We start from the raw sequence: 25491 nt of genomic DNA on the forward strand, positions 1-25491 counted from the left end.
GTTTCAACTCCCCCTCAACCCCTTCAGACACGGCCGATTAACGACAAACGGTGGCCCCCTACAACTGCGCTCCGGCCCGGAAGGGAGCCGTCGTCGTCGTTATAGGGAGCCACCGAAGGTCAAAGCCTCAGGGGCTGGTGGAATCAGTTCACGGCGATACCGATGTACTTGCTCTCCAGGAACTCATCGATGCCGATATCGCCGCCTTCGCGGCCCAGTCCGGATTCCTTGACACCGCCGAAGGGTGCAGCCGGGTTGGAGACCACGCCCTGGTTGATGCCGACCATGCCGGACTCCACGGCCTCGGCCACGCGCAGTGCGCGGTTGAGGTTCTCGGTGAAGACGTAGTTGACCAGGCCGTATTCAGTGGAGTTGACCCATTTGATGACCTCGCCCTCATCGGTGAACGGGGTCACCGGGGCGACGGGTCCGAAGATCTCCTCGCGCCACATACGCGCCTCGCGGGGCACACCCTTGAGCACTGTGGGCTTGTAGAAGAAGCCCTCACCGGCAGCCGGTTCACCGCCGAGGACGACTTCGGCACCGGATTTCACGGCGTCGTCGACCAGCTCGGCGACCTTATCGCGCTGCTTGGCGTCGACCATGGGGCCGACTGTGGTGCCCTCGGCAACACCGCGGCCGACCTGCAGCTCACCCATCCGGGCGGCCAGCTTCTCGGAGAACTCGCTGATCACCGATTCGTGGACGAAGATCCGGTTTGCTGCGGTGCAGGCCTCACCGGAGTTACGCATCTTGGCCTGCATCGCACCCTCGACTGCCTTATCGAGATCGGCATCCTCGAAAACGACGAAGGAGGCGTTGCCGCCCAGCTCCATGGAGGTGCGCATGACCTTGTCAGCGCACTGTTCCAGCAGCTTCTTGCCGACACCGGTGGAACCGGTGAAGGAGAGCTTGCGGGCAATACCGGAGCGGATCAGCGGCTCCATGACCTTGCCGGCGGTGGAGGTCACCACAATGTTGACCACACCGGCGGGAACACCGGCGTCCTCCAGCAGCTGGGCCAGTGCCAGCATGGACAGCGGGGTCAGCTCTGCGGGCTTGAGCACCGAGGTGCAGCCGGCAGCGATGGCCGGGCCCAGCTTGCGGGTGCCCATGGCCAGCGGGAAGTTCCAGGGGGTGATCAGAATGGAGGGGCCCACCGGCTGCTTGGCCACGATGAACCGGGCATTGCCTGCCGGGGCGGTCTGGTAGTTGCCGCTGATCCGGGTGGCTTCCTCAGCGAAGTGGCGGAAGAACTCGGCGGCGTAGTTGACCTCACCATAGGCCTCGGCCAGGGGCTTACCCATCTCCAGGGTCATCAGCAGGGCGAGGTCATCCTTGCGCTCATGCATCAGCTCGAAGGCCTTCATGAGGATATCGGCGCGCTTGCGCGGGGGCATGGCCGCGAAACTCTCCTGGGCTGCCTCAGCGGCCCGCAGTGCTTCCCAGCCGTCTTCTTCGGTGGCGTCTGCCACCGAGCAGAGCACCTCTCCGGTGGAGGGATCGTGGACCTCCAGGGTGGCGCCTCCGCTGGCATCGCGCCACTGGCCATTGATGTAGAGCTTCTTGGGCGCGGCCTCGACGACGGACACTTCGCGGTCCTGTGCAACGGCGGTCATTATGTGCGGTTCCTCCTGATGGCGTGCTGTGACATTCCGGGGCTCGATAGGTAGCCTAGTCGAGGATGCAGATTGTCAACAATCCGAACAGGAGTATTTCAATGGCCCAACTTTCTCCTCAGCTAAAGCAGGCAACCCCTGTTGTGGCAACTCACGGCGAAGGCGTCTATCTCTATGACGAGTCTGGTAACCGTCACCTCGACTTTACCGCCGGAATCGGAGTCACCGGTACCGGCCATTGCCACCCCAAAGTTGTCGAGGCCGCACAGGCCCAGGTTGGCAAGCTGATCCACGGTCAGTACACCACCATCATGCATAAGCCGCTGCAGGAGCTCACCGAGCGTCTCTCCGGTGTTCTGCCGGCTGGGCTGGACTCCCTGTTCTTCTCCAACTCCGGCTCCGAGGCCGCTGAGGCTGCCCTGCGTCTGGCCCGCCAGGCCACCGGCCGGCCCAATATTGTGGTCTTCCAGGGCGGGTTCCACGGCCGGACCGTGGCAGCTGCCTCCCTGACCACCTCCGGCACCAAATTCCGTGCCGGCTTCAGCCCCCTGATGAGCGGTGTGGTGGTCTCCCCCTTCCCGAATCCGGCTCACTACCGGCACTACGGCTGGGATGTGGAGCAGGCCACCGACTTCGCACTGCGCGAACTGGACCTGGTGCTGCAGACCCAGTCCAACCCTGCCGATACCGCCGCCTTCCTGGTGGAGCCGGTTCTGGGCGAGGGTGGTTATATCCCCGGCAATGAGCGGTTCTTCGCGGGCCTGCGCGAGCGCGCCGATAAGCACGGCATCCTGCTGATCATCGATGAGGTCCAGACCGGCTTCGGACGCACCGGCAAGTTCTGGGGCCAGGAACACTTCGGGGTGACTCCGGATATCCAGATGTTCGCCAAGGGCATTGCCTCCGGCTTCCCGATCTCCGGTATCGCCGCCTCCGAGGAGGTCATGTCCAAGGCGTGGCCGGGTTCCCAGGGCGGCACCTATGGCGCCAATGCGGTGGCCTGCGCTGCGGCACTGGCCACCCTTGAGGTGATCGAAGAGGAGAACCTGGTGGCCAATGCCGCCGAGCGCGGTCAGCAGTTGAAATCCGGGCTGCAGGCTATCGGCGAGAAGTACTCCCAGGTGCAGAATGTCCACGGCCTGGGCCTGATGGTCTCTGTGGAGTTCTCCGATGCCGATGGCGAGCCCGATGGCGCCACCTCGGCTGCAGTGCATAAGGCTGCCGCGGAGAACGGCCTGCTGCTGCTGACCAATGGAATGTACGGCCAGAACGTGCGGTTCATCCCCGCCCTGGTGGTCTCCGAGGAACAGGTCGACGACGCCCTGGCCATCTGGGAGAAGACCCTGGCCTCTGTGCTGGGCTAATTCCCCTCTATCCGGTCTGCCGCCGGTGGGACCGTCACTGGATCCACCGGCGGTAGATTCGCTCGGCCGCCCAGAGGAACAGCGGCAGACTCCAGATCACCGCGAAGAGTCTGACCATATGGGCACCGACCACCACTGCGCCGTCGTAGCCTAGGGCAATACTGGCAGCGACCATCTCCGCGACCCCACCGGGCATCAGAGAGAACATGGATTCACCCGGGGCCAGCAGCCCCAGGGCCGCGAAGCTCCAGCCGAAGAGCAGCCCCGCACCCAGTACGACGACGACCGCGAGGGTCCCGGGGGCTAAGAACCTTGCGAACTGTTTGAAGACATCGGGTCCGATCGTGGCACCGATGGCAGTGCCGATCATCAGCTGGGCAGCCAGCGCGAATCCTCCGGGGATCTGGACTTCCAGGCCGAATCCGAGGTTCACCGCAGCCGCCCCGACCAGCCCGCCGGTCAGCGGCCACAGGGGCAGGCGCACCCACCGGAAGAGCAGAGCCGCCCCCACTGATCCAGCCATCACCGCACCCAGCATCAAGAGGTTCATTCGGCCAGCACCCACAGCATGATCGGCAGCAGCACTAGTACCAGGGTGAACAGCCGCACGGCGTGGACAGTGAGCACGACGACGACCTCAGCGCCTCTGTCCATGGCCAGAGACATCACCTCACCCAGTCCGCCGGGGGTGACAGCGAAGACTGCAGTGGCGGGATCCACCCCATAGCGTGACATCAGCAGGGTCACGAAGCCGAGGTTGACCACCCCGAGCAGCAGATAGGCCACCGCCACGGGGATGGCAATCGTGGCGGTGCTGGCCAGAGAGTCCAGGGTCAGCAGCACTCCAGTGACGAATCCCATCAGCACCAGCCCGCCTTGGCGCAGGGGCGCGGGCACCTCAGCCGGTTTCATCCGAGGTGTCCAGCGCTGATTGACCAGCGCGGCCCCGATGACCGCACCGAGCAGCATGCCCGCGGGGACCCCCAGCAGTTCGAAGAGAGTGCCGACCGCAGCAGCTGCCAGAAAGAGCCGGAGCAGTCCCCACAGCTTCATTCCGCACCTCCGCCGATATTCGGCACACCTGGATCGTTACCTGATGCAACTACCCTATGCCTGCAGCCTGCTGCGGTCAGCCCAAGGTGGCTGAGGTCATATCGTCGGTGGTCAGCGGGTGAGGCGGTGGAGCTGTTCGGCCAGCCGCTGGGCCGTCTGCTGGGCTTCCTGCAGTGCCGGCAGCCTCTCAGGGGCCGAGGCGGCACCGGGTGCGGAATCCTCGACGTCGAGGTCGAAGGCGATGAGATCTCCCCGGTGCCAGGTGGAGAAGACTTCCACGACTGTTCCATCCGAGGCGGTGGTGACACCCTCCAGCAGCAGCAACGGCGCCCCCTGACGGGTGCCCAAAAGCCGTGCCAGCTCGGCATCGGCGGCCACCGCCCGCACCTGTCGGGACCCGCCGGTCAGCGTGATGGCGTGCCGGGTCTCCAGGATGCGGTGCAGGGAGGAATCGGTGAGCTCCTTGCTGGTCAGCCCTTCACCGAGGCTCGCCGGCAGCCAGGTGCGGATATAGGCTGCCGGCAGCCCGTCGATACTGCGCAGACGTTCGAGGTAGACAGTCTCGGCCTCGGCCAGCTGTTCGGCATGGGCGGGGCGGCGCATCCGGTCCAGGCTCAGCACCTGGGTGCCGACCTCAACTCCGGTTTCGGCGATCTGACTGGAGAGCCCGGCGGCCCGGTGGGCCAGTCGGTGGTGCTGTCCGCGGGGTGAGACCACTGAGCCGCGGCCACGGGACCGGCTGACCAGCCCCTCGGCCACCAGTGTGCTCATCGCCTGCCGGGCCACCGAACGGGAGATGCCCAGCTGGGACTGCAGCTGCACCTCAGTGGGGAGGTCCTCCCCCGGCTGCAGCCGCCGGTCCCGGATCCGGTCGCGCAGGGCGGTGGCCAGCTGGGCATGCAGCGGCTCCCGCGCCTGCGGGTCCAGACAGAGGTCCTCCAACACCCAGTCAGTATGCGCATCCATCCGCAAGAGCCTATCTTTTCCGTGAATTAGCTAGTGCCTCATGAGGTACAAGCGAAGCGAGGTACCGACTTTAGGCGTGAAGCTCGGCAAGGCTTTGCCGAGCGAGAAGCGCGGCGACATGCGCGCCGCGCTGGGACTAGCGCTGCGCTTCCTGCCAGACGAGGTCCCAGCCCGGGGCGAGCTCGGCGGCCCGCTCCATGGCCAGCACCAGGCTTGCCTCCCGGGCGATGCCCTGACCTGCGATATCGAAAGCAGTGCCGTGGTCCACCGATACTCGGACTACAGGCAGTCCCACAGTGATGTTGACGCCGTCGTCGCCGTATACGGCTTTGAAGGGGGCGTGGCCCTGGTCGTGGTAGCAGGCGATGACGAAGTCCCATTTGCCTTTGACTGCCTGCGGGATCAGCGCATCGGCGGCGATAGGGCCATGGGCGTTGATGCCCTGATCCTTGGCCCGCTGCACGGCGGGGGCAAGGATCTCGTCATCCTGGTGCCCGAAGAGCCCGTTCTCACCGGCGTGCGGATTCAGCCCGGCCAGGCCGATGGGCGCCTCCGGCTTGCCCAGGGAGCGGGCGAAGGCACCGGCCAGACGCAGCACGGAGTCAGTGCGCTCAGGTGTCACACCTTCGATAGCCTCCTGCAGGGAGACGTGGGTGGTGAGGTGGAAGAAGTAGAGCTCACCGGCCGAGAGCACCAGGGAGTAGTTGGTTACACCGAATTCGTGGGCCAGCAGCTCGGTGTGACCGGGGAATTTGTGGCCGCCTGCGTGCATAGCGGCCTTGTTCAGCGGCGGGGTGACAATGGCGTCTACGCTGCCCTCTTTGGCCAGCCGGCAGGCTTCGACCACGAACCGGTAGGCGCCGTCGCCGGCCTTGGCGGAGAGTTCACCGACCGGCACATCGGCCAGGCTGGGGCCGGTCTGGACGACCTCGATGGTCTCGGGGTCATTGGTGGCACCTGCCGGGGAGTCGATGACTGTGACGGCCTCGGGGTTGAGTCCGGCGAATTCCGCTCCGCGGCGCATGGCCTCGGCGTCGCCGATGACCACCGGCACTGCGCGCTGGCGGAGTTCGGGGTTCTTCAGCAGGGCTTTGGCGGTGATTTCGGGGCCGATGCCGGCGGCATCGCCCATGGTGACCGCGAGGGTGGGGATAGTGGTGGGTGCGCTGCTCATGCGGTGCTCCTGTTCAGTACGTGATGCATCGATTCGACGGCGTGGATGAGGGATGCCGGGCTGCCGAAGCCGCCGGCTTTGGTGAAGATGAGCTGTCCGGGGTTCTGGCCGTCGACAGTGGCGGCCAGTGGCATGCCTTCCTCCAGGACATCGAGCACTTGGAGGCTGGTGCAGCCGCTGGCTCGCAGCGCGGCTAGGGCGCCGTCGCCGCCGATGAGGCCGGCTGCGGCGAATTCCCCGGTGTTCAGCAGTGCTGCTGAGATCGCGCCCAGGGCAGTGGCGACAGCACGGGCATCGTCAGTGCGTTCCTCGGGTGCTTTGAGGATCAGGGCGCCTTCGGTGGGCAGTTCGGCCTCTTGCAGCCAGGCGAAGGCTGCCTCAGCGGTGGTCAGTACCTGGGCCGGTGGTTCGATGAGCGTTGTCGCCAGACCCTCGTGGCTGTTGAGCTGGGCGGCCTGTTCCACGGAGACAGGGTTCAGGGAGCTGACCTGCAGCAACAGGCGGCTGCCGGTTCCGGCCCTAGCGGCTGCAGTTTCAGTCAGCTGGTGGTGGGGCCAGGTCTCGGCCAGGGCTGCGGCGAGGCCCGCCGATCCCACCGGCAGGGTGGGGAAGTCGACGTCGGCCAGTGCCTGGGCGAGGCTGCGGAGGTCTGCGTCCTCAACGGCGTCGACGACGAGGGTCCGCAGGTTGGCCTCATAGGCTGCGACCAGCGCCCGGGCCAGGGCCTCGGCTGAACGGTCGGCCGGCTGCAGGGCCTGGGCCCCGGGGATGATCTGGCGCAGATCGCTGTGCTCAACTGGGGTCGCGGGATCGTTCCTCAGGGAGGTTTCTGCCACCGGGACTCCGTTGACCAGCAGGGTGGAGTCCTGCAGCTGTCGGCCCATACCGGGGTATGCGGGGCAGACCACGGCCAGGGCATCGGTGCCGTTGGACTCCAGAGCCGCCAGGGCGCCGGTGATCTGGGCAGAGACGCTGCCTCGGATGGTGGAGTCGATCTTGAGGTAGAAGCGTTCTGCCCCTGCACTGAGCGCGGCGGTCACGGTGTCAGAGGTGACCGCCTGGGCCTGAGGATCGGGCAAGGCCCGGGCGTCGGTTGTGGTGGCCAACGCCCGGGTTGCCGATGGGGTATCCCCGGCTGGTGCTGGAGCTGCGCTGCGGAGGTCGGTGAGCACCAGTCGGGTGTCCCAGCCCTGCCGGGCGAATTGGACCGCAGTGTCATTGGCGCCGGTGAGGTCATCGGCGATGACCGCTGTCTGTTGCCTCATCTGGGTAGTTACTCCCGGGTCTCGCCAGTGGAGCCACCTTCGCCTGAACCGGTGCCCTCGGTGGGCGCTTCGGTGGCAGTTGCGGCTTCGGTTGCTTCGGCAACGTCCTCAGCCGGCTCCAGTGCACCATTGCGTTTGAGCACATAGGAGGCGATCAGCGGGGCGATGATCGCGGTGATCAGCGCGGATGCGGCCACCTGGGCGGTGGCATCAGCAACATAGGGGGCGAAGGTGGAGTCGATCTCGGCGATCACTGCAGGGGTGGCGATGGCGTTGCCGGCAGTTGTTCCGGCGGCGAAGCCCAGACCGCTCTTGACCCCGCGGCGCAGCATGAACCGGTAGCCGAGGTAGACCAGGAATCCGGTGAATGGTGCGGCGATGAGGCCGACGATCAGCCCCTGGGCGCCGCCGGTGACCACTGCGGTGAGGTCGATGCCGGTGCCCAGTGCGAAGGCGAAGAACGGGATGACGATATTGGGCACCGGGACCATGATGTTGCGCCATTTGTCGTCAAGGTTGCCGACCAGCATACCCAGGAAGAAGGGGATGATGGCTGCCACCAGGGCGAGGATCGGGATATCGGCCAGGCCAGAGACGCCTAGGAAGAGCATGCTGATGAAGGGGCCGTCGTTGACTGCGGAGGCCATATAGGCGCCGCGGTCGCGTTTGTCGCCGTAGCGTCCGGTAAAGGCCAGCCAGAGTCCGCCGTTGCTGTTGTCGAGGATGACCAGCAGCGCCAGGATGGAGACGCCGAGGACACCGTCGAGGCCGACCCAGAGGCCCAGCAGGATGACCAGGGTCGCCGGTACCAGGGACTTCATCAGCAGGATGGTCCCGGCGTGTGCCAGCACTGGGCCAGTGGAGCGCAGGGTGACCTGGGTGCCGGTGGCGAAGATCAGCAGGGCGATCAGCGGCAGGGCGCTGTCGACGAAGAGTGCGGTGGTGAAGCTGCCGATCTCCAGTGCCGGCATGAAGAATGTGCCGATGATGGAACCGAGGATCAGCGGGATGAGCATCAGACCGCCGGGGACCCGGTTCATTCCGTCGAAGAGCGGAACACGGATACGGCGGCGGGATTCCTGGACGTCTTTGGCCACGGGGTTGCCCCTTCTTGTTGCAGAGATAGATCAGAATGTACGCACCAATCTGAGAAATGTACGTACAACGTGCCAGCATTTTGGCACACTGCCGTGAGGCAAGCAACAAAAAAAGAGAAAAAGAACCTACCAGATGCGCTGAGTCAGCGTGGGGTATTTGGGGCTGAGCTCATCGCCGGAGGACTTCCGGCTCAGCCGCCGACCCACCCAGGGCAACAGGTAATCCTTGGTCCACCGGATATCGGTGACCACCTTCTCCAGGGCAGCCTGGATCGGTGGGTCCTCGGGCTGAGGAGGCTCGATATCATCCGGCTCGCCCAGGACCTTGAGGACTTCCTTGGCCATCATGGTGTGACCTTCAATGCCCAGATGCAGCCGGTCCACATCCCAGAACCGCCAGTCCTGGAACTGCTTCATATGCCAGAAGTCCACCAGTTCGATGCCGAGGTCCTCGACGATCTTGCGGATGTGCTCGTTATAGATCGCCGTGCGCCCGCGGGTGAGGCGGAACATGGGCGCCTTACCGGAGTCGAAGCCGGTGAAGATGACCACCCGGGCTCCGGAGTCCACGAGTTTCTCCACTGCCCAGCGATAGCGCTCCATAATGCCGTCGAGGTTGACCACCGGGCGGAGGATGTCATTTCCTCCGGCGTAGATGGTGACCAGAGTTGGCTCCAGGCTCAGGGCGGCGTCGAGCTGTTCATCGATAACCTGCTGGAGCTTCTTGCCGCGGATGGCGAGATTCGCATACCCCCAGCTGTTGTCATTGTCGATCAGCTGTGCGGCGACCCGGTCGGCCCAGCCACGCACCCCATTGGGGCTGGAGGGGTCAATATCCCCTACGCCTTCGGTAAATGAATCCCCCAGGGCGACGTAGCGCTTGGAAAAAGGCCCGTCCAGTTCATCGTGTGCCGCCATGGTCCCTCCCGTCCTTCAGTAGTGTCCCCACCGTATCGTGCAGGAGGCCACGCCCTGAAGTTACTCCTGAGTATTTCCGGGGCGGATAGCATGCCCTCATGAACCTGGATCTACCCGCCCACGAGATCACCCGTATTGGTCGGTGGGCTTATGTGGGGCTGGCCTTCGCCTGGCTCGGCGTAGCGGCCTGCACCGCTGGGTTCAGTTATCTCGTCTGGAGCTCCTGGAATGACAGTGTCGGCGAGGGGATCTTCTTCGGAGTGCTCTTCGGAGCCATCATCATCTTTTCCGCAGCCTCCATCTACTTCGGCGGACGAGGTGTCCACCGATGGCGCCGCAGCGTACGGCCTGCGGCTAAGAAGAAACCGCCTGTGCGTGAGGTAGCCGGCCGGCTCCAATTTCAGGGGATCGAAAGATCCCCCATCGGGGATGACCGCCCGCATTGGACCACCTACTCTGTGGCTGTTGAGGTCGCCTCCTGGGAGGCCGCACCCAAGGCATCGGCCGATACTGAGAAGCCTGATTTTGACCTCAACCCCTTGGATTCGGCAGCCGCCCAATGGGGACTCTTCCCCAATCGCTCAGGCTCACAGCGCCGTGGCCCGAAAACTGTCGCCAATCTAGCCACGATCTTCGGGCCGGGGCCGGATGCTACTCCAGGCGACCGGATTGCCCTGCGCTGGTATGGAAAGGACCGTGGCCATGGCTGTGGTGGCGTCCTGGCGAACCTCACCACCGGCGCCAAATGCCCCGTCACCGTGGAGGACCCAGATTCGACTTTCGGCTGAAGCCTGCCTTCAGCGGTAGAGCGGGTTGGCTCCCGGGGGCTGTTCCTCGGGGCTGATCGGGCCTGGAGCGGTGCCGTCACCGAAGGGGGAGCCGCCGAGCTTCTCCCGCCCGTGCGGGGAGAGCCAGTTCTCCAGATCCGGGCCCACCGGCACGATCTGGGTGGGGTTGATGTCCTCGTGGACCACGTAGTAGTGCTCTTTGATCTGGTCGAAGTCCACAGTGTCGCCGAAACCGGGGGTCTGGAACAGATCCCGGGCATAACCCCAGAGATTGGGAAATTCGGTGAGCTTATTGCGGTTGCATTTGAAGTGCCCGTGGTAGACGGGATCGAAGCGCACCAGAGTGGTGAACAGTCGCACATCGGCCTCAGTGATGTGCTCGCCCATGAGGTAGCGGCGGGTGGCCAGGCGTTCCTCGGCCCAGTCCAGGGCGTCGAAGAGCCGCTGGTAGGCATCGTTATAGGCCTTCTGTGAGCCGGCGAAGCCAGCCCGGTACACCCCATTGTTGATCTCGGTGAAGATCTTCCTGATCACCGGCAGCATCTCGTCAATGAGCTCATCGGGCACCAGGTTCGGTGCACCCTGCCGGTGGTATTCCTTCCACTGGGTGGAGAAGTCGAAGGTCAGCTGCGGGTAGTTATTGGTCACCACTCCACCGGAGGGGATATCTACCAGGGCCGGGACAGTGATCCCGCGGGGATAGTCCGGGAACCGGGCGAAGTAGTTCTCCTGCAGTCGTTCGGTGCCCAGGACCGGATCGCGGCCGTCCTCGGTGAGATCGAAGGTCCAGGAGCGGACATCGTGCACCGGACCGGGCGTGGCCAGGGAGATCGCTTCCTCCAGACCCAGCAGCCGCCGGATGATGATCGAACGGTGCGCCCAGGGGCAGGCTCGGGCTGCGACCAGCCGGTACCGTCCGGCTTCCACCGGCCAGGCTTCTGCGTCCTCAGTGAGACCGCTGATCCGCGGGTCGCCAGTCTTGGAGGACTCCTCCTGGGCGGCTGAGGTCACCGCATCCACATCTGCGACTACTCGGTCTTCGATGTAGTTGGTGTCCCGGGTGAACTCGTCCCCGGTGACATAGGCGCCTTTGGTGGAGTACTCAGTGCCGTCGGTGGGCTGCGGTTCACTCATGCTCAGGCTCGCTCCTTCTGGATGTGCTCCTGGTGGACGGAGTTTCACCACCAGCCTATGCGGACCGGCTGGGCATAGGCTAGAGAGGATCTAGAGATCGGGGCTATGCTTTCGGCCCAGGTCAGCGCCATGTGTTCCGATGGGAAGTGAGTATTGATGACGACGACGACGCCGCTGCCGCCCCAGGTGGAGGTCCTCACCTGTGACAACCCCTCACCGATGACTCTGGAGGGAACCAACAGCTACCTCATCGGTGACCCCGGGGCCGAGGAGGTCGTCGTCGTCGATCCTGGCCCGGAGGGTCATCCCAAGCATGTGGCAGATCTCGTGGCCGCGGCGGGCTCACGCACAGTAACCGAAATTCTGGTCAGCCACCGGCATCCGGACCATTTCGGGGCGGCGAAACTGCTCTCGGCCCAGACCGGCGCGCCGGTGCGCGGCATAGACCCCGATGTCTGCATATCCGGCGGGGATGGGACAGTGCTGCCGCTGATCGACGGAGAGCAGGTCACAGTGGCCGGTCACAGCATCACTGTGCTGCATACCCCCGGCCACACCTCGGATTCAGTGAGCTTCTGGGTGCCGGCGGCCAATGCGATGCTCACCGGAGACACGGTGCTGGGCCGCGGGACCACCATGCTGGACTACCCCGACGGGACGCTGACCGATTATCTGGCCACCCTGGAGAAGCTGGCCGAATATGGTGAGGCCATGCTGCTGCCAGCTCATGGCCCGGTCCATGAGCAGATGGGTCCGGTGGTGCAGAAATACCGTGAGCACCGCTTGGAACGGCTGGATCAGGCCCGGCAGCTGTTGGAGGAGCACGGGGACCTCAGCGCTGAGGAACTCGGTGTGCTGGTCTACGGGGAGAACCCGAGGGTGGATCAGCGGATCATCACCAAGATCACCGCCGCCCAGCTGGAGCATCTCCAGCGCAGCTAGTTGAGGCTCAGAAGGGCCGGGCGATATAGGGCTTCTCAGTCCAACGGATCTCTTCGACAGAGACGCCTTCGGCCTGCAGCTCATCCACCAGGGAGGAACTGGCCTTCGCCAGCCGCTCGAAGGCGTCAGGCTGAGATTCACCGACCCTGCCGGCGGCGTAGAAGGTCACTTCCAGCACCCGGCGCCCCCAGGAGTCGCTGCTGAAGTCGTGGACCACAGCCAGCTGCCCATCGGTCACCCCGGTCAGGGGCAGGCCGTCGACGTCCTCTCGGAAGAAGTCCATGAATCCGGTCAGTTCCTCAAGGACCTGCTCAACCGCTTCGAGGTCCGTTGAGGCGATCCGGGCCTGAAGTGGGGCCCACTGGTCATCACGCAGCCGGGGACCGCCGAATTTCTCCGGTCCCCAATCCGTCAAACGCCTCCAGCGCATGGCTCCTCCTTTCACCAGGGTGCGGGCTCTACGATATCCCTCATGGGAACACATACTGCAGTCATCACAGGTTCCACCGCAGGCCTCGGGGCGGAGTTCGCCCGTCAGTTAGGCGCCCAGGGTTACGACCTGGTCCTGGTGGCGCGCAATGAAGCGCGACTGCAGGAACAGGCGGAGCACCTCGCCTCCCGCTACGACGTCAAGGCTGAGCATATTGTGGCGGATCTGACCACCGACGACGGCGTGGCCGCAGTGCAGGAGCGGCTGGAGGACACCCGCCATCAGGTGCATCTTCTGGTCAACAACGCCGGGCACGGCCTGGCGGGCAATTTCCTGGACAACGACCTCGACGACGAACGGGACCTCCTGCGTCTGCATGTGCAGACCACTATGGAACTGACCCATACCGCCGCCCGGGTGATGACCGCCCAGCGGGCCGGCAGGATCATCAATGTGGCCTCCGTCGCCGGATTCACCCCCACAGGCACCTACTCAGCGGCTAAGTCCTGGGTGGTGAACTTCTCCAAGGCTCTGCATGCACAGCTGAAGCCCGAGGGCGTGACCGTCACCGCCCTGTGCCCGGGGCTGGTGCGCACCGAGTTCCATGAGCGTTCGGGGATCAAGATCTCCGGGGCAAAGAAGTGGATGTGGCTTGATCCTGAGGATGTTGTCCGCCAGGGGCTGACCGCAAATGCTCAGGGCTCAGCGATCTCGGTGCCGAGTGCTCAGTACCGCGCGCTGACCGGGGCCTTGAAGTTCATCCCGGACACTGTGGTGCAATGGGCTGCCGATAAGCGGATGGGGGTTCCCGGACAGGAGTCGGAGGGAACTGACTCCGAGGTCAGTGCAGCACGTCAATGATCAGCCGGGGCCCGTCCTGGTGCTCCCAGACCGAGACCCGGAACTTCCGTTCGGTGTCCAGTCCGAGGTAGTAGCTGGCCCGGCCGTTGTGAACGAATGTGGTGACCACATCCTCGAAGACTGTGTCCTCCGTGTCAGTCCAGTCGTCCAGCTCAAGCTGCTGCTGCTCACTGCCGGCCTGGGATAATCCGGCGGCACTGATATAGAGGAACTTCTCCCCCTCCACCTGCAGGGGGAAACCTGATCCAGGCTCCACTGGTGTGCTGACGTATTCGGCCCGCCAGCCCGGGGCGCCCTGGCCGGCGTGTTCGAAGACAATGCGGTCATAGCCCTCGTGGACCCCGGTACGGACCTCGGCCAGCACCAGCCCTGCGGAGTCCGGCACGGAAGTCAGCGGTTCGGGGAACTCCGCGGACTGCTGGGCTCCGGTGGCGAACTCGGAGACATCCTGGGGTCCCCCACCCCCGGTGGCAGCCCGGGCCTGGGGTTGGCCCTCCTCTTCCTCCTCGGCTTCCTCCGGTTCTGCCGGAGACTGCTCGGCGGTGCCGTCGTCGGGTTCATCCAGCGGCGGAGTGGAAGCCGGTGCGGCGGAAACTGGTTCTACAGGGGCCTCGGTATCGGTCTGCGCGGGGCTGCAGGCAGCCAGCGTCAGCACCATGAGGCAGGTGAGGCCGGGGAAGGTGATGCGGTTCTTAGTCATCGAGTTGGCGGTCTTTGCGCTCCCGGTAGGCATCCTTGCCGGGGCCCGAAAACTCGCGGTTGCGCTCCACGGCGGCGATTGAGCCGGTGAACAGTCCCTCGTCAGTGGGGAACTGAGTGTCGGTGGGCGGTTCGGAGCTTTCCTGGGCCGCGGCCTGGTCAGCATTAGGATCGACAGTACCAAACTGACCGGTAGCCACCGATTCGGGTTTGCCGCCCAGGGCCTCCTCATTGGTGATGAGCATCCGCTGAGTCATCACCGCATAGGGGTGCTCGGTGCGCAGATAGTTCACCAGATCCTCACGGATGAGGCAGCGCAGATCCCAGAGTTCGCCGGAGTTCCGTGCAGATACCACCACGCGGGCCTGGACATGCCCGCCGGTGGCCTCGGTGATCTGCAGGCTTGAGGTCTCCCCGTCCCAGAGGTCGGTGGTGGCCAGCAGTCGGTTGAGCCGGCCACGCAGCGCATCGGCGGGCACCCGCCAGTCGACATCGAGCTCCACGGCCCCGAGCAGTTCGGTGCCCACCCGGGTCCAGTTCTCGAAGGGAGTGGCCACGAAATGAGCGCTGGGGTAGATGAAGCGCCGGCCGTCCCAGGATTTCATGACCACAGTGGAGAGGGTGATCTCCTCCACCGTGCCGAAATTGTCCTCGATGACGACGACGTCGCCGACTCGGATGGAATCAGTGAAGGCCAGCTGAATACCGGCGAAGACATTGGCCAGGGTCGACTGCATCGCCAGACCAGCAACCACCGAGACCACACCCGCCGAGGCCAGCAGACCGGCGCCGAGACCGCGGACGCTTTCGTTGAGCAGCAGGACCGCAGCCACTGCCAGAGTGATGATGATCGCTGCGAGGATGCGGCCGATGAGGTCCACCTGAGTCTGGACCCGGCGGCCCCGACGGTCCTCGATGCCTGGTTCGCCCTCGCCGATGTACTTGGAGAGGATGACGGCTTCGACGATCTTGACCACGCGCAGGGCCCACCAGGCCACTGAGACGATCACACAGATCACCAGGGCCACATAGAGGGGGCCGTCCCACCACTTGTCCTGGACCGCATAGCGCACCGAGAGGGCGGAACCGGCGAAGAACAGGATGCCGAACATGGGAGTACGGGTGCGGTTGACCGCACGTTTGACCATGGGCTTGCGCCGGAAGATCTGTTTGACCACGGCGGCGGCCACCAGAGTGACCACCAGGGCCACCACTGCTGAAAGGGCGGCGCCGATGAGGATGCCCAGCAAGGGGCCTGCCTCGGCGACGATGTCCTCGAATTCATCCGGGACGTGGTTCTCCAGCTCCGAGGTGATTTCCTCGGCGGGGTCTGTGGTGGCGGTCTCCTCTTGGTTCTCCGGTTCCTCCGGGGTGGCGAGGGATATCTGCGACAGCGAATCCAGTGCGGGGGAGCTAGTCATGCACGGCATTGTGGCACGCTGGCCTTAAACCCAAAAAACGGGGTTAAACGAGAAGCTCCCCGGCTGGCCGCGTGAGGGGGGACGCTAGATGGCCAACCGGGGAGCTATGAATCACTCGCACCTTGAAGAGGCACTATCTAAGGTACTCCTCTACCTGAACGGAACACCCTGAATTCCCTGGACATTTCCTATGAATTTTTAAGCGCTGATCAGCCCCCTTCACGGGGTCCTGCGGATAACGGTCTGGTCACAATCGGAGTGCAACTCGAGTCCTGGGGGTGTGCAGCTGAATGTTGGCTGGAATAGTAGGCGAGGAAGAGGGCAGTGCGAGTCTCCGTGCAGGTGTCCTGCGGTAGTGGCATAGGCATGTTGAGACCGCACTGCCCTCCTCCACTTCACAGTTTGGTCACAGGTTCAACCTACGGTCGAAACCCCCTCTGCCCGGCATCGTGACCATCTCGTTACAGTTATCAGCGAGTTGACCGGGGACTTCGCTCACTTCCCATCACTGCTTCCCCTCACGGGCGGCCCCCGGCAGCTGAGGCGCACCTGTGCCTTTGGTTAATGAGGAGTCGATTTTCGACTAGTGAGGAATATCGCTGTGTCTGTGCACAAGAAACTTCCCATGGCAGCTGTGGGCGGGCTGGCCGTCGGGCTGACCATTCCGTTCGTTCCCGCTGCAGCTGGCGCTGCAACGGCTACCGCTCCTACGACACCGCCGACTCAGGGCAGCTCCGCGCTGGCCCCAACCTCGTCGTTGTCCCAGGGTGTGACAATCACCAACTCCCGCAGCTCCGGACAGTTCGTCCAGCCCCTGACCGGGACCTTCACTTTCAGCACTGGCTATGGCCCCCGCTGCAGCCCCAATCCCGGCGCCTCCTCCTATCACCTGGGCCAGGACCTGGTCGCCCCGGAGGGCACGCCGTTCCGGTCGATCGCTGCTGGCACGGTAGTCAGCACCCAGGATGGAACCTCCAGCCGGGCCGGCCATGTCATGGTTCGGCATAACATCGGCGGGCAGACCTACCACTCTCGGTATCTGCATGTCTGGGACGGCACCTCTCATGTGGAGGTCGGTGACACCGTTCAGGCAGGTCAGACCATCGGACTGGTGGGCAACTCCGGGGTCAGCACTGCCCCGCATCTGCATCTGGAAATCTGGCAGGGCGCCTGGCACAGCGGCACTGCCCTGGACCCCCATGAGTTCCTCTCCGCCCGCGGGGTGGATATGCAGGCTGCGGCAGCCCGGGAATACCAGCCCAGCATCTGCGATGACGACTCTGACTCCTCCGGAGGGTCCTCCTCCAGTGGTTCATCGCCGGCTGGTTCCACCGGGTCGGGTTCCTCCGGCTCCTCCTCTGGCTCTTCTTCGAGCTCCTCGGCCTCCGGCACCTATGAGGTGGAATCGGCAAGTGGTCTCTGGATGCGTTCGGGACCTGGCACGGGGCACAGTACTGTTCGCGGACTGAGCAACGGCGCCCAGGTAGAGGTCACTGGATCCCAGGGATCCTGGTACCAGATTCGAGTCAATGGCCAATCCGGTTGGTCCCATAGTTCCTATCTGCAGCCGGCCAGCGGTGGCTCCTCAACCACCCCGGCCGGTTCAGGTGGAAGTGGTTCTTCCTCCGGGTCCTCCAGCAGCGGTTCTTCCTCCGGGTCCTCCAGCACGGGTTCCTCGAGTTCATCCAGCTCCTCTTCCAGCGGCAGCGCTCGGGTGACCGCCGGGGTCAATATGCGCTCCGGGGCCAGCATGAGCTCCCGAGTGGAGCGGATTGTCCCTGCCGGCACCTCGGTGGATGTGCTGGGGCAGAACGGCGGCTGGTATCAGATCCGCACTGGTGGAAACACCGGCTGGGTCTGGCAGGACTTCCTGAACGCCTCCTCCAGTTCGGGTTCCTCAGGATCGAGCTCTTCTGGCTCCAGTTCCTCAGGTTCGGGATCCTCCAGCTCCGGCTCTTCCTCCTCCGGTTCCAGCACCTCGACTGCCGGGACCTCTTCCTCCTCTGGTTCGGGTTCCTCGAGCTCTTCCAGCTCCTCGAACTCCTCGGTGGCCCAAATTGCCCAGCAGGTGATCGACGGTCAGTTCGGCAATGGTGCTGACCGCATTCAACGGCTCAACGACGCCGGTCACGATGCCTCTGCAGTTCAGGCAGAGGTCAACCGTCTGCTCGGTGGAGGCTCCAGCTCGTCTGGTTCGAGTTCCTCCTCGTCCTCGAACTCTGGTTCATCCAGCAGCCATTCTTCGAGAAGTTCCTCCGGATCCTCCAGCTCCGGTTCAAGTTCCTCCGGTTCTAGCTCTTCAGGCTCCAGTTCCTCGAGCTCTAGCTCCTCGGGCTCCTCAGGCTCCTCGAGCAGTGGCTCCTCCAATTCAGGTTCCTCCAGCTCAAGCTCAAGTTCGACAAGCGGGTCCTCCAGCAGCTCCGGATCCTCCTCGTCATCGTCCTCTTCGCGGGCTTCCAGCGGTGAGGTGCGGGTGACTGCCGGGGTGAATATGCGCTCGGCCCCGAATTTGGGCAACAACATCCAGAAGGTTGTTCCGGCTGGTACTACCTCTGAGGTGCTCAGCCGCAGCGGCAGCTGGTACCAGATCGAGCACAACGGTGACACCGGTTGGGTCTGGGATGAGTTCCTGGATGTCTCGGCTGCCAGCGTTTCAAGCTCCTCCGGTTCCAGCTCTTCCGGCAGCTCCAACTCATCCGGTTCCGGCTCATCGACCTCTGGCTCCTCCAGCTCATCCGGTTCCTCGAGCTCTTCAGGCTCCTCGTCATCCTCCGGGTCCAGCTCCAGCTCCAGCTCCTCATCCTCAAGTGACTCCGCCCGGGTCACCGCTGGTGTGAATATGCGATCCGGAGCCAGCATGAGCTCCTCAGTGCAGCGCCAGCTGCCGGCCGGCACCACTGTGGATGTTCTGGATAACAACGGCGGTTGGTACGAGGTCCGGGCCAGCGGCAACACCGGCTGGGTCTGGCGGGACTTCCTGGATGTTCCCTCCGGCAGCTCCGGATCGAGTTCTTCAGGTTCAAGCTCATCTGGTTCGGGTTCCTCGAGCTCCGGCTCTTCGGGGTCGAGTTCCTCGGGATCCTCCAGCTCTGGGTCTTCGAGCTCGGACTCTTCCAACTCCTCCGGTTCAGGTTCCTCCAGCTCCTCAGGCCGGACTGGCCCCTCAAGCGGGCAGCACCGGCAGAGCAGCCATGGTCCCTACAGCGCAGCCTGGGACCGGCTGGCCGAATGTGAGTCCAACCAGAACTGGTCCATCAACACCGGTAACGGCTACTACGGCGGCCTACAGTTCTCCGCGCAGTCCTGGCGGGCTGTCGGTGGCACCGGTCTCCCCCACCAGGCCTCCAAGCAGGAGCAGATCGAACGCGCCTATGAGCTCTGGAAGATCCAGGGCTGGGGCGCCTGGCCGGCCTGTTCACAGAGTCTGGGTCTCTCCGGGGATCCCGGCGGCTGGGGCGATGACTACTTCGATGTCCACGGTGGCACCCAGACCTCCTCGGGCACTGTCTCCTCTGGTGAGATCCGCACCTCCTATTCGGTGCCGCTGCGTGAGGAGCCCAGCACCTCTGCGGAGAAGCTGGCTCAGATCCCGCGCGGCGAGGTGCTGCGCACCGGTGACACTGAGGGCACCTGGGTGCAGGTGGAGTTCGAGACTGACTCCGGCACTCAGCTCGGCTGGGTGGATCTGACCTACCTCACCGCTGCCTGATCCCCAACAGGACTAGCGGAAGCGCACGCTGATGGCCTCGCCGTGGGCCGGAAGGTCCTCGGCGAGCGCCAGTGCCTCCACCTGGCGGGCCACCTCGCCCAGCCCCTGGCGGCCGTAGTGGATGACCTGCTGGGAGCGCAGGAAGCTTGTCACATTCAGCCCGGAGGAATACCGGGCGGAGCCGCCGGTGGGCAGTACGTGGTTGGAGCCTGCGCAGTAGTCACCCAGGGAGACCGGGGTGTAGGGCCCCAGGAAAACTGCCCCGGCGTTGCTGATCCGGCCGGCGAGTTCCTCCTGGCCGGCGGTCATGATCTCCAGGTGCTCAGCCCCATAGGCATTGGCGACCTCAACGGCCTCATCCATGGTGCCCACCAGCAGGACGGCTGACTGCGCTCCGGAGAGCGACTGCTTGACCCGGTCGAGGTGTTTGGTGGTCTCTGCCTGGGCCTGGACCTGGGTCTGGACCTCTCGGGCGAGTTCCTCGGAGTCAGTGACCAGCACCGCTGCGGCCAGTTCGTCATGCTCAGCCTGGGAGATGAGATCGGCGGCGATGAGGTCGGCTGGGGCGGAACCGTCTGCCAGCACCATGATCTCGGTGGGCCCGGCCTCGGAGTCGATGCCGACTGTGCCCTGGACGGCACGTTTGGCGGTTGCCACATAGATATTGCCCGGACCGGTGATCAGGGAGACAGGAGGGGCGACGACGTCGTCGTTCTCTGCGCGGGCGCCATAGGCGAACATTCCCACGGCCTGGGCGCCGCCGACGGCGTAGACCTCCTCGACACCGAGCAGTTCGGCCGCTGCCAGCACGGTGGGGTGGGGCCAGCCGCCGAAGTCCTTCTGTGGCGGGGAGGCGATGGCCAGGGAGGCCACACCGGCCACCTGGGCGGGGATCACATTCATCACCACCGAGGAGGGGTAGACGGCCTGGCCGCCGGGGACATAGAGGCCGACCCGATCCACTGGCACCCAGCGGTTGGTGATCTGAGCATCGGGGCCTGGGGAGACTGTGGTGGAGGCCGGCAGCTGAGCGGCGTGGACCTCACGGGCCCGGCCGATCAGGGTCTCCAGGGCCTGCCGGACGGTGGGGTCGAGCTGCTCGAGGGCCTGCTGCATCACATCGCGGGGCACCCGCAGTGAGTCGGGGCGGACCCCGTCGAATCGTTCACTGAGATCCAGCAGTGCCTGTTCGCCACCGGTGCGCACCTGCTCCAGAATGGGGGTGACGGTCTCCAGGGTGGCGGTGATGTCTTGGTCGGCCCGCGGCAGAGCGGAGGCGATGTTCACAGTACGTCCGCGGAGGTCAGTGAGATTCAGCATGCCTCCCATTCTCTCCCATGCGCCGGTGCCTGCGGGTTCACTACAGTAGGGAGGTATGAGTGATGGGCCAACGGGTGCGGTGCGGGTGGATGCCTGGCTGTGGTCGGTGCGGATGTTCAAGACCCGCTCGGCCGCCACAGAGGCCTGCCGGGCCGGGAAGATCAAAATCGACGGCGAACCGGTGAAGCCTGCCCTGAAGATCAGCCCCGGAACGAAGGTGCATATCAGCCGCCCCGGCTATGTGGTCATCCTCGAGGTGGTGCATACCCATTCCAAGCGGGTCGGTGCACCTGTTGCCCGGGTGGCATATCGCGATCACTCCCCCGAGCAGATCAAGCCCCGGGAGGTCGGGCTGCCGGTCCGCGAGCGCGGCACGGGCCGGCCGACCAAACGCGAACGCCGACAGCTGGAGCTGCTGCGCGGCTATACCAAGGACCGCTGAACCTTCCGGTTTACAGTCGCCTAGACTCCAGCGCGACGTCCGGTCAGAGCCAGCAGCTCGGTGAGGTCATCAGCATCGGGGCCCGGTGTGAGAGCTTCCGCATAGGCTTCCGGTGAGAAGAAGATGGATTCCCGGGTGTCCCTGGCATTGGTCAGCACCTGGTGAATCAGAGTCGATGAGGCATCCAGCGGTTCGCCGATGGCCTGGCTGATATCCCAGGCGTGAACCAGGAACTCCACCGAGAGATAACGCAGCATCAGCTCGGCTGTCACCGGCGCCCCGAGGTCGATGCTCTCCTGCGGTGAAAGTCCCTCGAGATGGTTCAAGGCAGGCCAGATAGTTTCAGCGACCCGGGCTTCCATGGACGCATCGGATGCTTCCGGTGATGGTTCGGCGATCGAGTCATTACTGGCACTCAGTGCTGTGCTGAGCATCTGGGCGTTCTCTACTACGTGATCGGCCATCTTGGTGATGGTCAGGCTGGTGGATACTGTGGCTGTCTGCCCTTGGCCCTCTGCCCGGCGGAAGGCGCTGAGCAGTGCATAGAAGGCTGATTCTGTGGTGGCAGCATCAGTGGCAGTTTCCATCCGTCCCTCCCAGTCCGAGTGGTTGTGCAGGTTGCGGGCTGCCCGTTCCAGACGGGGAATGAATTCTGCCCAACCTTCGGCCATTTCGGTGTATTCGGCAGGCAGTCCCCTATGGCGGATGGTGACAGCAGTCCCATCTGCCTGGGGTTCCAGCACCACTTCGACCGTGCTGGATCCGGGAGTGAGGTGCTCATCTCCGACCCAGCCGTGGGTGTAGACGAATCGGCGCCCGGGTTCGATTTCAGTGACCTTCCCCTGGGCATGGGCACCTGGGGCGACGAGGAGGTGCACCTCTCCGCCGATGCGCAGGTCGATGCTGCCTGCCACTATCAGCCAACGTCGCAGTCGTGCTGGTTGGGTGACTAGAGCGAAGGCTTCCTCCGGGGGCAGCGGCAGCCAGGTGTCGACTTCAACGTGCAGTTTTTCGGTCATGGCCGGGGTTCCTTTGGTCTGCGATGGCGGTGGCCTCCTGGGCCAGGGTGTCCAGTTCCTGGGTCCAGAAGGATTCGATCTGACTGCGGACCTCCTGCAGTGCCGGCAGGTGGAGTCGGTAGAGGCGGCGTCGTCCCTGGGCGGTCATGGACACGAGGCCTGCGGCCCGGAGGACGGCCAGATGTTGGGATATCGCCGATCGGGTTGAGGTGAAGTTCTCGGCAATTTCGCCGGCAGTGACTTCACCCCGTTGGCTCAGCAGTACGAGGATCTGTCTGCGGGAGGGGTCGGCGATAGCCTGCCAGCTGTCCATATCGATAGGTTAGCAACCACTAACATATTGGACAAGGGTTCCCCCCTCAATAAATTCGCCCCCGGGCGCTACGCTAGGGATATGGCACAGACAGTGAATCTTGGACCGGCCGATCAGCTTCCTGAGGGCGAGGTCATGCAGGTGACCGCCGAACAGACCGGCCACAGTGGTGATATCGCTGTGGTTCATGCCGAGGATGGTGGGTACTTCGCCCTCGATGACGAATGTTCCCATGAGGCTGTCTCGCTCTCGGATGGTTTCGTCGAGGAGCAGACTCTGGAATGCCCCATGCATGCCTCGGCCTTCTGCCTGAAGACTGGTGTTCCTGAAACCCCTCCGGCGATGTCTCCGGTGAAGACTCACCTGGTGACTGTTGAGGATGGCGATCTCGTTCTGCACCCCGGGACCCCGCATCCCCATGCCCAGAATTAGAGCTCTGAGAAGTTCCGCCAAAAACTCACAGGAAACTTCCAGCGACTTTAGGGGTTTCCATCAAGGTCTGCCCCTAGATTATTAACTACCTCATCAAGGTGCGAGTGATTCAAACCCCCGGGTTGGCATTCTAAGCGTCCCCCTCACGCAGCCACCCGGGGGTTTTCTCATGTCCGGGCACCTGCGGTCAGGAGCGGGGCTCGACGCCGCACCAGGAGGCCAGGAACAGGGCCATGGACTTGGTGCATTTACGCACCGACTCCACGCTGACCCGCTCATCGAATCCATGGATATTCTCAGAGACCGGCCCATAGACCAGGGTCGGCATCTTGCCGTAGTTCACGAAGACCCGGCCATCGAGGTAGCCCGGGGTGGTGAATGAGGTCAGTTCCTTAGCGAAGGCAGTCCGGTGGGTCTCCTCCAGCAGGGCCTCGGCATCGCTGCCGGGCTCCAGGACATAACCCTCAGCGTAGAAACCGTCCCGGGTCAGCCGGGTTTCGAAACCGGACTTCCCCGCAGCGGACTCCACACATTCAACGATCTGGGCCCAAGCCTGATCCGCAGGTGTCCCGGGGTAGGTGGCTACCCGAACCCGCAGTTCACACCAGGCCGGGACACTGGAGGGCCAGTCGCCGCCGCTGATGCCGCCGAAGTTGAAGTTGATGGGGTGCTCAAGGTCCTCGAAGTAGCGGTGGTTGACCTTGTCCTGGTTCCATTCCTCCTCCAGCTCTCGCAGGGCACCCATGACCTGGTAGGCGGCGTCGATGGCGTTGAAGCCATTGCCCATCTCACGCGGGTGGGTGGGGTTGCCGTAGACCCGGACCGTGAACCACAGCACCCCGACGTTGGCGCGGACCAGGGCGTCTTCTTCAGGCTCGGAGATGATCACTGCATTAGCTTCATAACCTCGCAGCAGGGCCGCCAGGGAGCCATTGCCGGTGCACTCCTCCTCGACCACCGACTGCAGGTGCACACGGCCGGTGAGGTCGAATCCAGCCCGGCGCACTGCCTCGAAGGCGTAGAGGTTGCCGATCAGCCCGGCTTTCATATCCCCGGCCCCACGGCCGTACATCCAACCATCGCGAATTTCGGCATCCCAGGGAGAGCGCGCCCACTGCTCCTCGGGCCCCTCAGGCACGACGTCGATATGCCCATTGAGGATCAGGGACTTACCGGTCTCCTTCTGCGGGCGGTAGGTGCCGACCACATTGGTCATCTTGGTGTAGTCCACCGTCGAGGGCCCATATCCGGGGTGGGCTTCAAGCTCATCGGAGGCGATAGTCCACCGGTCCACTTCCAGCCCGAGATCCTGCAGACGGGATTCGATGAGATCCTGGGCCGGCTCCTCCCCTGCCCGCAGCGACGGCGAGGTCACCAGCTCCGCGGTGGCCTTCAGCTGGTCATCAAACTGGGCGTCGACGGCGTCGAGAATTTTGGCAGCAACATCATCAGAAATCATGGCAGTCCCCTTTGGAGGTAGCGGTTGGTGCATATGCCCACTGGCACGCCCACCGTATGCCCGGTCGGGACTGCTGTCATCGTCAGAATGCTCCGCATTGATACCCATTGGGTGTGCATTCTGACACCGGAGGCTGCGGCGAGTACTACGGCCGGTGAGCCAACATCACCATGGCGATGATCGCATCCTGCGGGATGGTCACATTCAGTCCGGTGATCTCTTCGAAGCTGCGCAGCCTCTTGAACACAGTATTGCGGTGCAGATAGAGCTCTTCGGCGGCCTGACGGATGGAGCCTGACCGCAGGAAGACCTCCAGAGTTTCGGCGTATCGCTGTCGCTCTTCCTCGGGCAGCTGGTGATACCGGCCGATGACCTCATGTTCGAAACCAAAGAGCTGATCCCCCAGACCTTCAGCCACCAGTCGGGAGAATCCTGTACGTGGGCTCACCACACCCGCTTCCACATGCTGGGCCAAGAGCTTCCGGGCAAGCCCAGCGGCTGCGGCCAACGCACCCAGCCCCGGGACATGCCGAATATGGGCCACTGTCTGCCCAAGTGCCTCAGGTGTTTCTCCGGTCTCCTGGCGGTGGCGGAACAGGAGGTGGTATTCGCCGTCGTCGTAGGTGAAATATGGCCGCTGTCCGTAATGGGATTCCAGCAGCCCCGGGTGATCACCTGCAGTGGTGGCGAAGAGTTCGTGAGCTGGCAGCGCTTCGACCAGATCAGGCTGGGCCACTCTATGCAGCGCCCGCCAGAAGAGCCGGAAGTTGATCCGGACCGCCTCGGTGAACTGCTCGAAGCTGACACCCTGACGGGCCCGGCGGCGCCCCAGCTGTGTTGCCACATCTGAGGAGCCTGACCCGGACCCGCCCTGGGGGTCGGCCAACCGGTTGAGGAAGAGATCGAAGACCTGCAGTGCCGTGCGCTCCAGCTCATCCCGAGAGACGCTGGCGTCCACATAGTCGGGCTGTCGGCTCAGTTCAGCCAGAAAGTCTTCCAGCAGTTGGTGCCGGTTCTCCCGAACTCTGTTCAGCAGGCTGCCCCAGGCGTTGTCTTCCATACCGGT

General features: G+C 64.2%; 26 protein-coding genes and 2 pseudogenes. 9 read left to right on the forward strand and 19 right to left on the reverse strand.

The annotated features are described in order from the left end of the window. Window positions 1–143: 143 nt before the first annotated feature. A complete protein-coding gene (locus tag HGQ17_RS04765) occupies window positions 144–1619 on the reverse strand; it encodes an NAD-dependent succinate-semialdehyde dehydrogenase (protein ID WP_168886831.1) in 1476 nt (491 codons plus the stop codon). Between the two features lie 101 nt (window positions 1620–1720). Between HGQ17_RS04765 and HGQ17_RS04770 the strand changes: the two genes are divergently transcribed. Further along, window positions 1721–2983, forward strand: coding sequence for an aspartate aminotransferase family protein (locus HGQ17_RS04770; RefSeq protein ID WP_168886832.1), 1263 nt, complete (start codon window positions 1721–1723; stop codon window positions 2981–2983). A gap of 34 nt (window positions 2984–3017) precedes the next feature. Here the strand turns inward: HGQ17_RS04770 and HGQ17_RS04775 are convergent, their stop codons facing one another. The 7 genes from HGQ17_RS04775 to HGQ17_RS04805 all read right to left on the reverse strand — a co-directional run bounded on the left by HGQ17_RS04775 (window position 3018) and on the right by HGQ17_RS04805 (window position 9456). Then, complete coding sequence (locus HGQ17_RS04775) at window positions 3018–3533, reverse strand: AbrB family transcriptional regulator (protein WP_168886833.1); 516 nt, start codon at window positions 3531–3533, stop codon at window positions 3018–3020. After that, window positions 3530–4036, reverse strand: a complete 507-nt coding sequence (locus tag HGQ17_RS04780) for an AbrB family transcriptional regulator (RefSeq protein ID WP_168886834.1) — start codon at window positions 4034–4036, stop codon at window positions 3530–3532. The genes HGQ17_RS04775 and HGQ17_RS04780 overlap by 4 nt, the downstream gene beginning before the upstream one ends. 111 nt (window positions 4037–4147) lie before the next feature. Next, on the reverse strand, window positions 4148–5002 hold the full coding sequence (locus tag HGQ17_RS04785; protein ID WP_168886835.1) for a GntR family transcriptional regulator: 855 nt from the start codon (window positions 5000–5002) through the stop codon (window positions 4148–4150). Window positions 5003–5138: 136 nt separating this feature from the next. Then, entirely contained in the window at window positions 5139–6176 is a 1038-nt protein-coding gene (gene pdxA / locus HGQ17_RS04790) for a 4-hydroxythreonine-4-phosphate dehydrogenase PdxA (protein WP_168886836.1), read from the reverse strand. Next, window positions 6173–7441, reverse strand: coding sequence for a four-carbon acid sugar kinase family protein (locus HGQ17_RS04795; RefSeq protein WP_168886837.1), 1269 nt, complete (start codon window positions 7439–7441; stop codon window positions 6173–6175). The genes pdxA and HGQ17_RS04795 overlap by 4 nt, the downstream gene beginning before the upstream one ends. Before the next feature lie 8 nt (window positions 7442–7449). After that, window positions 7450–8538 (reverse strand): 2-keto-3-deoxygluconate permease, encoded by a 1089-nt coding sequence (locus tag HGQ17_RS04800; protein ID WP_324615189.1) that lies wholly within the window; start codon window positions 8536–8538, stop codon window positions 7450–7452. Window positions 8539–8664: 126 nt separating this feature from the next. Continuing rightward, the gene (locus tag HGQ17_RS04805) at window positions 8665–9456 is read right to left on the reverse strand and encodes an SGNH/GDSL hydrolase family protein (protein WP_168886838.1); all 792 of its coding nucleotides are present in this window, start codon (window positions 9454–9456) and stop codon (window positions 8665–8667) included. A 98-nt stretch (window positions 9457–9554) separates the two neighbouring features. Here HGQ17_RS04805 and HGQ17_RS04810 point away from each other — a divergent pair, with 98 nt between their 5' ends. After that, window positions 9555–10244 carry a hypothetical protein gene (locus HGQ17_RS04810; protein WP_168886839.1) on the forward strand — a complete coding sequence of 230 codons (690 nt, stop codon included), beginning with the start codon at window positions 9555–9557 and terminating at the stop codon, window positions 10242–10244. 9 nt (window positions 10245–10253) lie between these two features. On the opposite strand, the gene HGQ17_RS04815 is transcribed toward HGQ17_RS04810, so the two are convergent. Then, window positions 10254–11378: a glutathione S-transferase family protein gene (locus HGQ17_RS04815; protein ID WP_168886840.1), complete on the reverse strand. Its 1125-nt coding sequence runs from the start codon at window positions 11376–11378 to the stop codon at window positions 10254–10256. Window positions 11379–11534: 156 nt separating this feature from the next. Between HGQ17_RS04815 and HGQ17_RS04820 the strand changes: the two genes are divergently transcribed. Further along, complete coding sequence (locus HGQ17_RS04820; RefSeq protein WP_168886841.1) at window positions 11535–12320, forward strand: MBL fold metallo-hydrolase; 786 nt, start codon at window positions 11535–11537, stop codon at window positions 12318–12320. 7 nt (window positions 12321–12327) lie between these two features. Here HGQ17_RS04820 and HGQ17_RS04825 read toward each other — a convergent pair whose 3' ends face one another. After that, a complete protein-coding gene (locus HGQ17_RS04825; RefSeq protein ID WP_168886842.1) occupies window positions 12328–12735 on the reverse strand; it encodes an RNA-dependent RNA-polymerase in 408 nt (135 codons plus the stop codon). A 57-nt stretch (window positions 12736–12792) separates the two neighbouring features. On the opposite strand from HGQ17_RS04825, the gene HGQ17_RS04830 reads away from it, so the two are divergent. Continuing rightward, window positions 12793–13611 (forward strand): SDR family NAD(P)-dependent oxidoreductase, encoded by an 819-nt coding sequence (locus HGQ17_RS04830; RefSeq protein ID WP_168886843.1) that lies wholly within the window; start codon window positions 12793–12795, stop codon window positions 13609–13611. Here the strand turns inward: HGQ17_RS04830 and HGQ17_RS04835 are convergent. Beyond that, window positions 13592–14311 (reverse strand): AMIN-like domain-containing (lipo)protein, encoded by a 720-nt coding sequence (locus HGQ17_RS04835; protein WP_168886844.1) that lies wholly within the window; start codon window positions 14309–14311, stop codon window positions 13592–13594. The two genes, HGQ17_RS04830 and HGQ17_RS04835, sit on opposite strands and share 20 nt — an antisense overlap. Beyond that, window positions 14304–15731, reverse strand: coding sequence for a mechanosensitive ion channel family protein (locus HGQ17_RS04840; protein ID WP_168886845.1), 1428 nt, complete (start codon window positions 15729–15731; stop codon window positions 14304–14306). Before HGQ17_RS04840 ends, HGQ17_RS04835 begins: the two co-directional genes overlap by 8 nt. 625 nt (window positions 15732–16356) lie before the next feature. Between HGQ17_RS04840 and HGQ17_RS15830 the strand changes: the two are divergent. Further along, a pseudogene (locus tag HGQ17_RS15830) lies at window positions 16357–17238 on the forward strand (peptidoglycan DD-metalloendopeptidase family protein); the annotation flags it as partial. Between the two features lie 50 nt (window positions 17239–17288). Here the strand turns inward: HGQ17_RS15830 and HGQ17_RS15165 are convergent. Then, window positions 17289–17519 carry a hypothetical protein gene (locus tag HGQ17_RS15165; RefSeq protein ID WP_229503319.1) on the reverse strand — a complete coding sequence of 77 codons (231 nt, stop codon included), beginning with the start codon at window positions 17517–17519 and terminating at the stop codon, window positions 17289–17291. A gap of 36 nt (window positions 17520–17555) precedes the next feature. Beyond that, the gene (locus HGQ17_RS15170) at window positions 17556–17708 is read right to left on the reverse strand and encodes a hypothetical protein (RefSeq protein WP_229503320.1); all 153 of its coding nucleotides are present in this window, start codon (window positions 17706–17708) and stop codon (window positions 17556–17558) included. 130 nt (window positions 17709–17838) lie between these two features. Between HGQ17_RS15170 and HGQ17_RS15835 the strand changes: the two are divergent. Together HGQ17_RS15835 and HGQ17_RS15675 are read left to right on the forward strand one after the other, a co-directional pair. Next, a pseudogene (locus tag HGQ17_RS15835) lies at window positions 17839–18303 on the forward strand (hypothetical protein); the annotation flags it as partial. 285 nt (window positions 18304–18588) lie between these two features. Then, a complete protein-coding gene (locus HGQ17_RS15675; protein ID WP_324615190.1) occupies window positions 18589–19440 on the forward strand; it encodes a transglycosylase family protein in 852 nt (283 codons plus the stop codon). A 12-nt stretch (window positions 19441–19452) separates the two neighbouring features. Here HGQ17_RS15675 and hisD read toward each other — a convergent pair whose 3' ends face one another. Next, complete coding sequence (gene hisD / locus HGQ17_RS04850; RefSeq protein WP_168886847.1) at window positions 19453–20760, reverse strand: histidinol dehydrogenase; 1308 nt, start codon at window positions 20758–20760, stop codon at window positions 19453–19455. A 55-nt stretch (window positions 20761–20815) separates the two neighbouring features. On the opposite strand from hisD, the gene HGQ17_RS04855 reads away from it, so the two are divergent. After that, window positions 20816–21202 (forward strand): RNA-binding S4 domain-containing protein, encoded by a 387-nt coding sequence (locus tag HGQ17_RS04855; protein ID WP_168886848.1) that lies wholly within the window; start codon window positions 20816–20818, stop codon window positions 21200–21202. Between the two features lie 20 nt (window positions 21203–21222). Here HGQ17_RS04855 and HGQ17_RS04860 read toward each other — a convergent pair whose 3' ends face one another. Together HGQ17_RS04860 and HGQ17_RS04865 are read right to left on the reverse strand one after the other, a co-directional pair. Next, window positions 21223–22221: an SRPBCC domain-containing protein gene (locus HGQ17_RS04860; RefSeq protein ID WP_168886849.1), complete on the reverse strand. Its 999-nt coding sequence runs from the start codon at window positions 22219–22221 to the stop codon at window positions 21223–21225. Continuing rightward, window positions 22199–22534, reverse strand: coding sequence for a metalloregulator ArsR/SmtB family transcription factor (locus HGQ17_RS04865; protein ID WP_168886850.1), 336 nt, complete (start codon window positions 22532–22534; stop codon window positions 22199–22201). Before HGQ17_RS04865 ends, HGQ17_RS04860 begins: the two co-directional genes overlap by 23 nt. An 81-nt stretch (window positions 22535–22615) precedes the next feature. Between HGQ17_RS04865 and HGQ17_RS04870 the strand changes: the two genes are divergently transcribed. Then, a complete protein-coding gene (locus HGQ17_RS04870; RefSeq protein ID WP_168886851.1) occupies window positions 22616–22966 on the forward strand; it encodes a Rieske 2Fe-2S domain-containing protein in 351 nt (116 codons plus the stop codon). 187 nt (window positions 22967–23153) lie between these two features. Here the strand turns inward: HGQ17_RS04870 and HGQ17_RS04875 are convergent, their stop codons facing one another. Beyond that, window positions 23154–24425 (reverse strand): ArgE/DapE family deacylase, encoded by a 1272-nt coding sequence (locus HGQ17_RS04875; RefSeq protein ID WP_168886852.1) that lies wholly within the window; start codon window positions 24423–24425, stop codon window positions 23154–23156. A 145-nt stretch (window positions 24426–24570) separates the two neighbouring features. Continuing rightward, window positions 24571–25485: a helix-turn-helix domain-containing protein gene (locus HGQ17_RS04880; protein ID WP_168886853.1), complete on the reverse strand. Its 915-nt coding sequence runs from the start codon at window positions 25483–25485 to the stop codon at window positions 24571–24573. Window positions 25486–25491: the final 6 nt, after the last annotated feature.

The sequence above is a fragment of the Nesterenkonia sedimenti genome (assembly GCF_012641515.1).
Taxonomy (GTDB): domain Bacteria; phylum Actinomycetota; class Actinomycetes; order Actinomycetales; family Micrococcaceae; genus Nesterenkonia; species Nesterenkonia sedimenti.

Coding starts and splice junctions, on each gene's coding strand:
- HGQ17_RS04765 (WP_168886831.1), bottom strand. CDS start 1,619: ATGACCGCCGTTGCACAGGACCGCGAAGTGTCCGTCGTCGAGGCCGCG.
- HGQ17_RS04770 (WP_168886832.1), top strand. CDS start 1,721: ATGGCCCAACTTTCTCCTCAGCTAAAGCAGGCAACCCCTGTTGTGGCA.
- HGQ17_RS04775 (WP_168886833.1), bottom strand. CDS start 3,533: ATGAACCTCTTGATGCTGGGTGCGGTGATGGCTGGATCAGTGGGGGCG.
- HGQ17_RS04780 (WP_168886834.1), bottom strand. CDS start 4,036: ATGAAGCTGTGGGGACTGCTCCGGCTCTTTCTGGCAGCTGCTGCGGTC.
- HGQ17_RS04785 (WP_168886835.1), bottom strand. CDS start 5,002: ATGGATGCGCATACTGACTGGGTGTTGGAGGACCTCTGTCTGGACCCG.
- pdxA (WP_168886836.1), bottom strand. CDS start 6,176: ATGAGCAGCGCACCCACCACTATCCCCACCCTCGCGGTCACCATGGGC.
- HGQ17_RS04795 (WP_168886837.1), bottom strand. CDS start 7,441: ATGAGGCAACAGACAGCGGTCATCGCCGATGACCTCACCGGCGCCAAT.
- HGQ17_RS04805 (WP_168886838.1), bottom strand. CDS start 9,456: ATGGCGGCACACGATGAACTGGACGGGCCTTTTTCCAAGCGCTACGTC.
- HGQ17_RS04810 (WP_168886839.1), top strand. CDS start 9,555: ATGAACCTGGATCTACCCGCCCACGAGATCACCCGTATTGGTCGGTGG.
- HGQ17_RS04815 (WP_168886840.1), bottom strand. CDS start 11,378: ATGAGTGAACCGCAGCCCACCGACGGCACTGAGTACTCCACCAAAGGC.
- HGQ17_RS04820 (WP_168886841.1), top strand. CDS start 11,535: ATGACGACGACGACGCCGCTGCCGCCCCAGGTGGAGGTCCTCACCTGT.
- HGQ17_RS04830 (WP_168886843.1), top strand. CDS start 12,793: ATGGGAACACATACTGCAGTCATCACAGGTTCCACCGCAGGCCTCGGG.
- HGQ17_RS04835 (WP_168886844.1), bottom strand. CDS start 14,311: ATGACTAAGAACCGCATCACCTTCCCCGGCCTCACCTGCCTCATGGTG.
- HGQ17_RS04840 (WP_168886845.1), bottom strand. CDS start 15,731: ATGACTAGCTCCCCCGCACTGGATTCGCTGTCGCAGATATCCCTCGCC.
- HGQ17_RS15675 (WP_324615190.1), top strand. CDS start 18,589: ATGAGCTCCTCAGTGCAGCGCCAGCTGCCGGCCGGCACCACTGTGGAT.
- hisD (WP_168886847.1), bottom strand. CDS start 20,760: ATGCTGAATCTCACTGACCTCCGCGGACGTACTGTGAACATCGCCTCC.
- HGQ17_RS04855 (WP_168886848.1), top strand. CDS start 20,816: ATGAGTGATGGGCCAACGGGTGCGGTGCGGGTGGATGCCTGGCTGTGG.
- HGQ17_RS04860 (WP_168886849.1), bottom strand. CDS start 22,221: ATGACCGAAAAACTGCACGTTGAAGTCGACACCTGGCTGCCGCTGCCC.
- HGQ17_RS04865 (WP_168886850.1), bottom strand. CDS start 22,534: ATGGACAGCTGGCAGGCTATCGCCGACCCCTCCCGCAGACAGATCCTC.
- HGQ17_RS04870 (WP_168886851.1), top strand. CDS start 22,616: ATGGCACAGACAGTGAATCTTGGACCGGCCGATCAGCTTCCTGAGGGC.
- HGQ17_RS04875 (WP_168886852.1), bottom strand. CDS start 24,425: ATGATTTCTGATGATGTTGCTGCCAAAATTCTCGACGCCGTCGACGCC.
- HGQ17_RS04880 (WP_168886853.1), bottom strand. CDS start 25,485: ATGGAAGACAACGCCTGGGGCAGCCTGCTGAACAGAGTTCGGGAGAAC.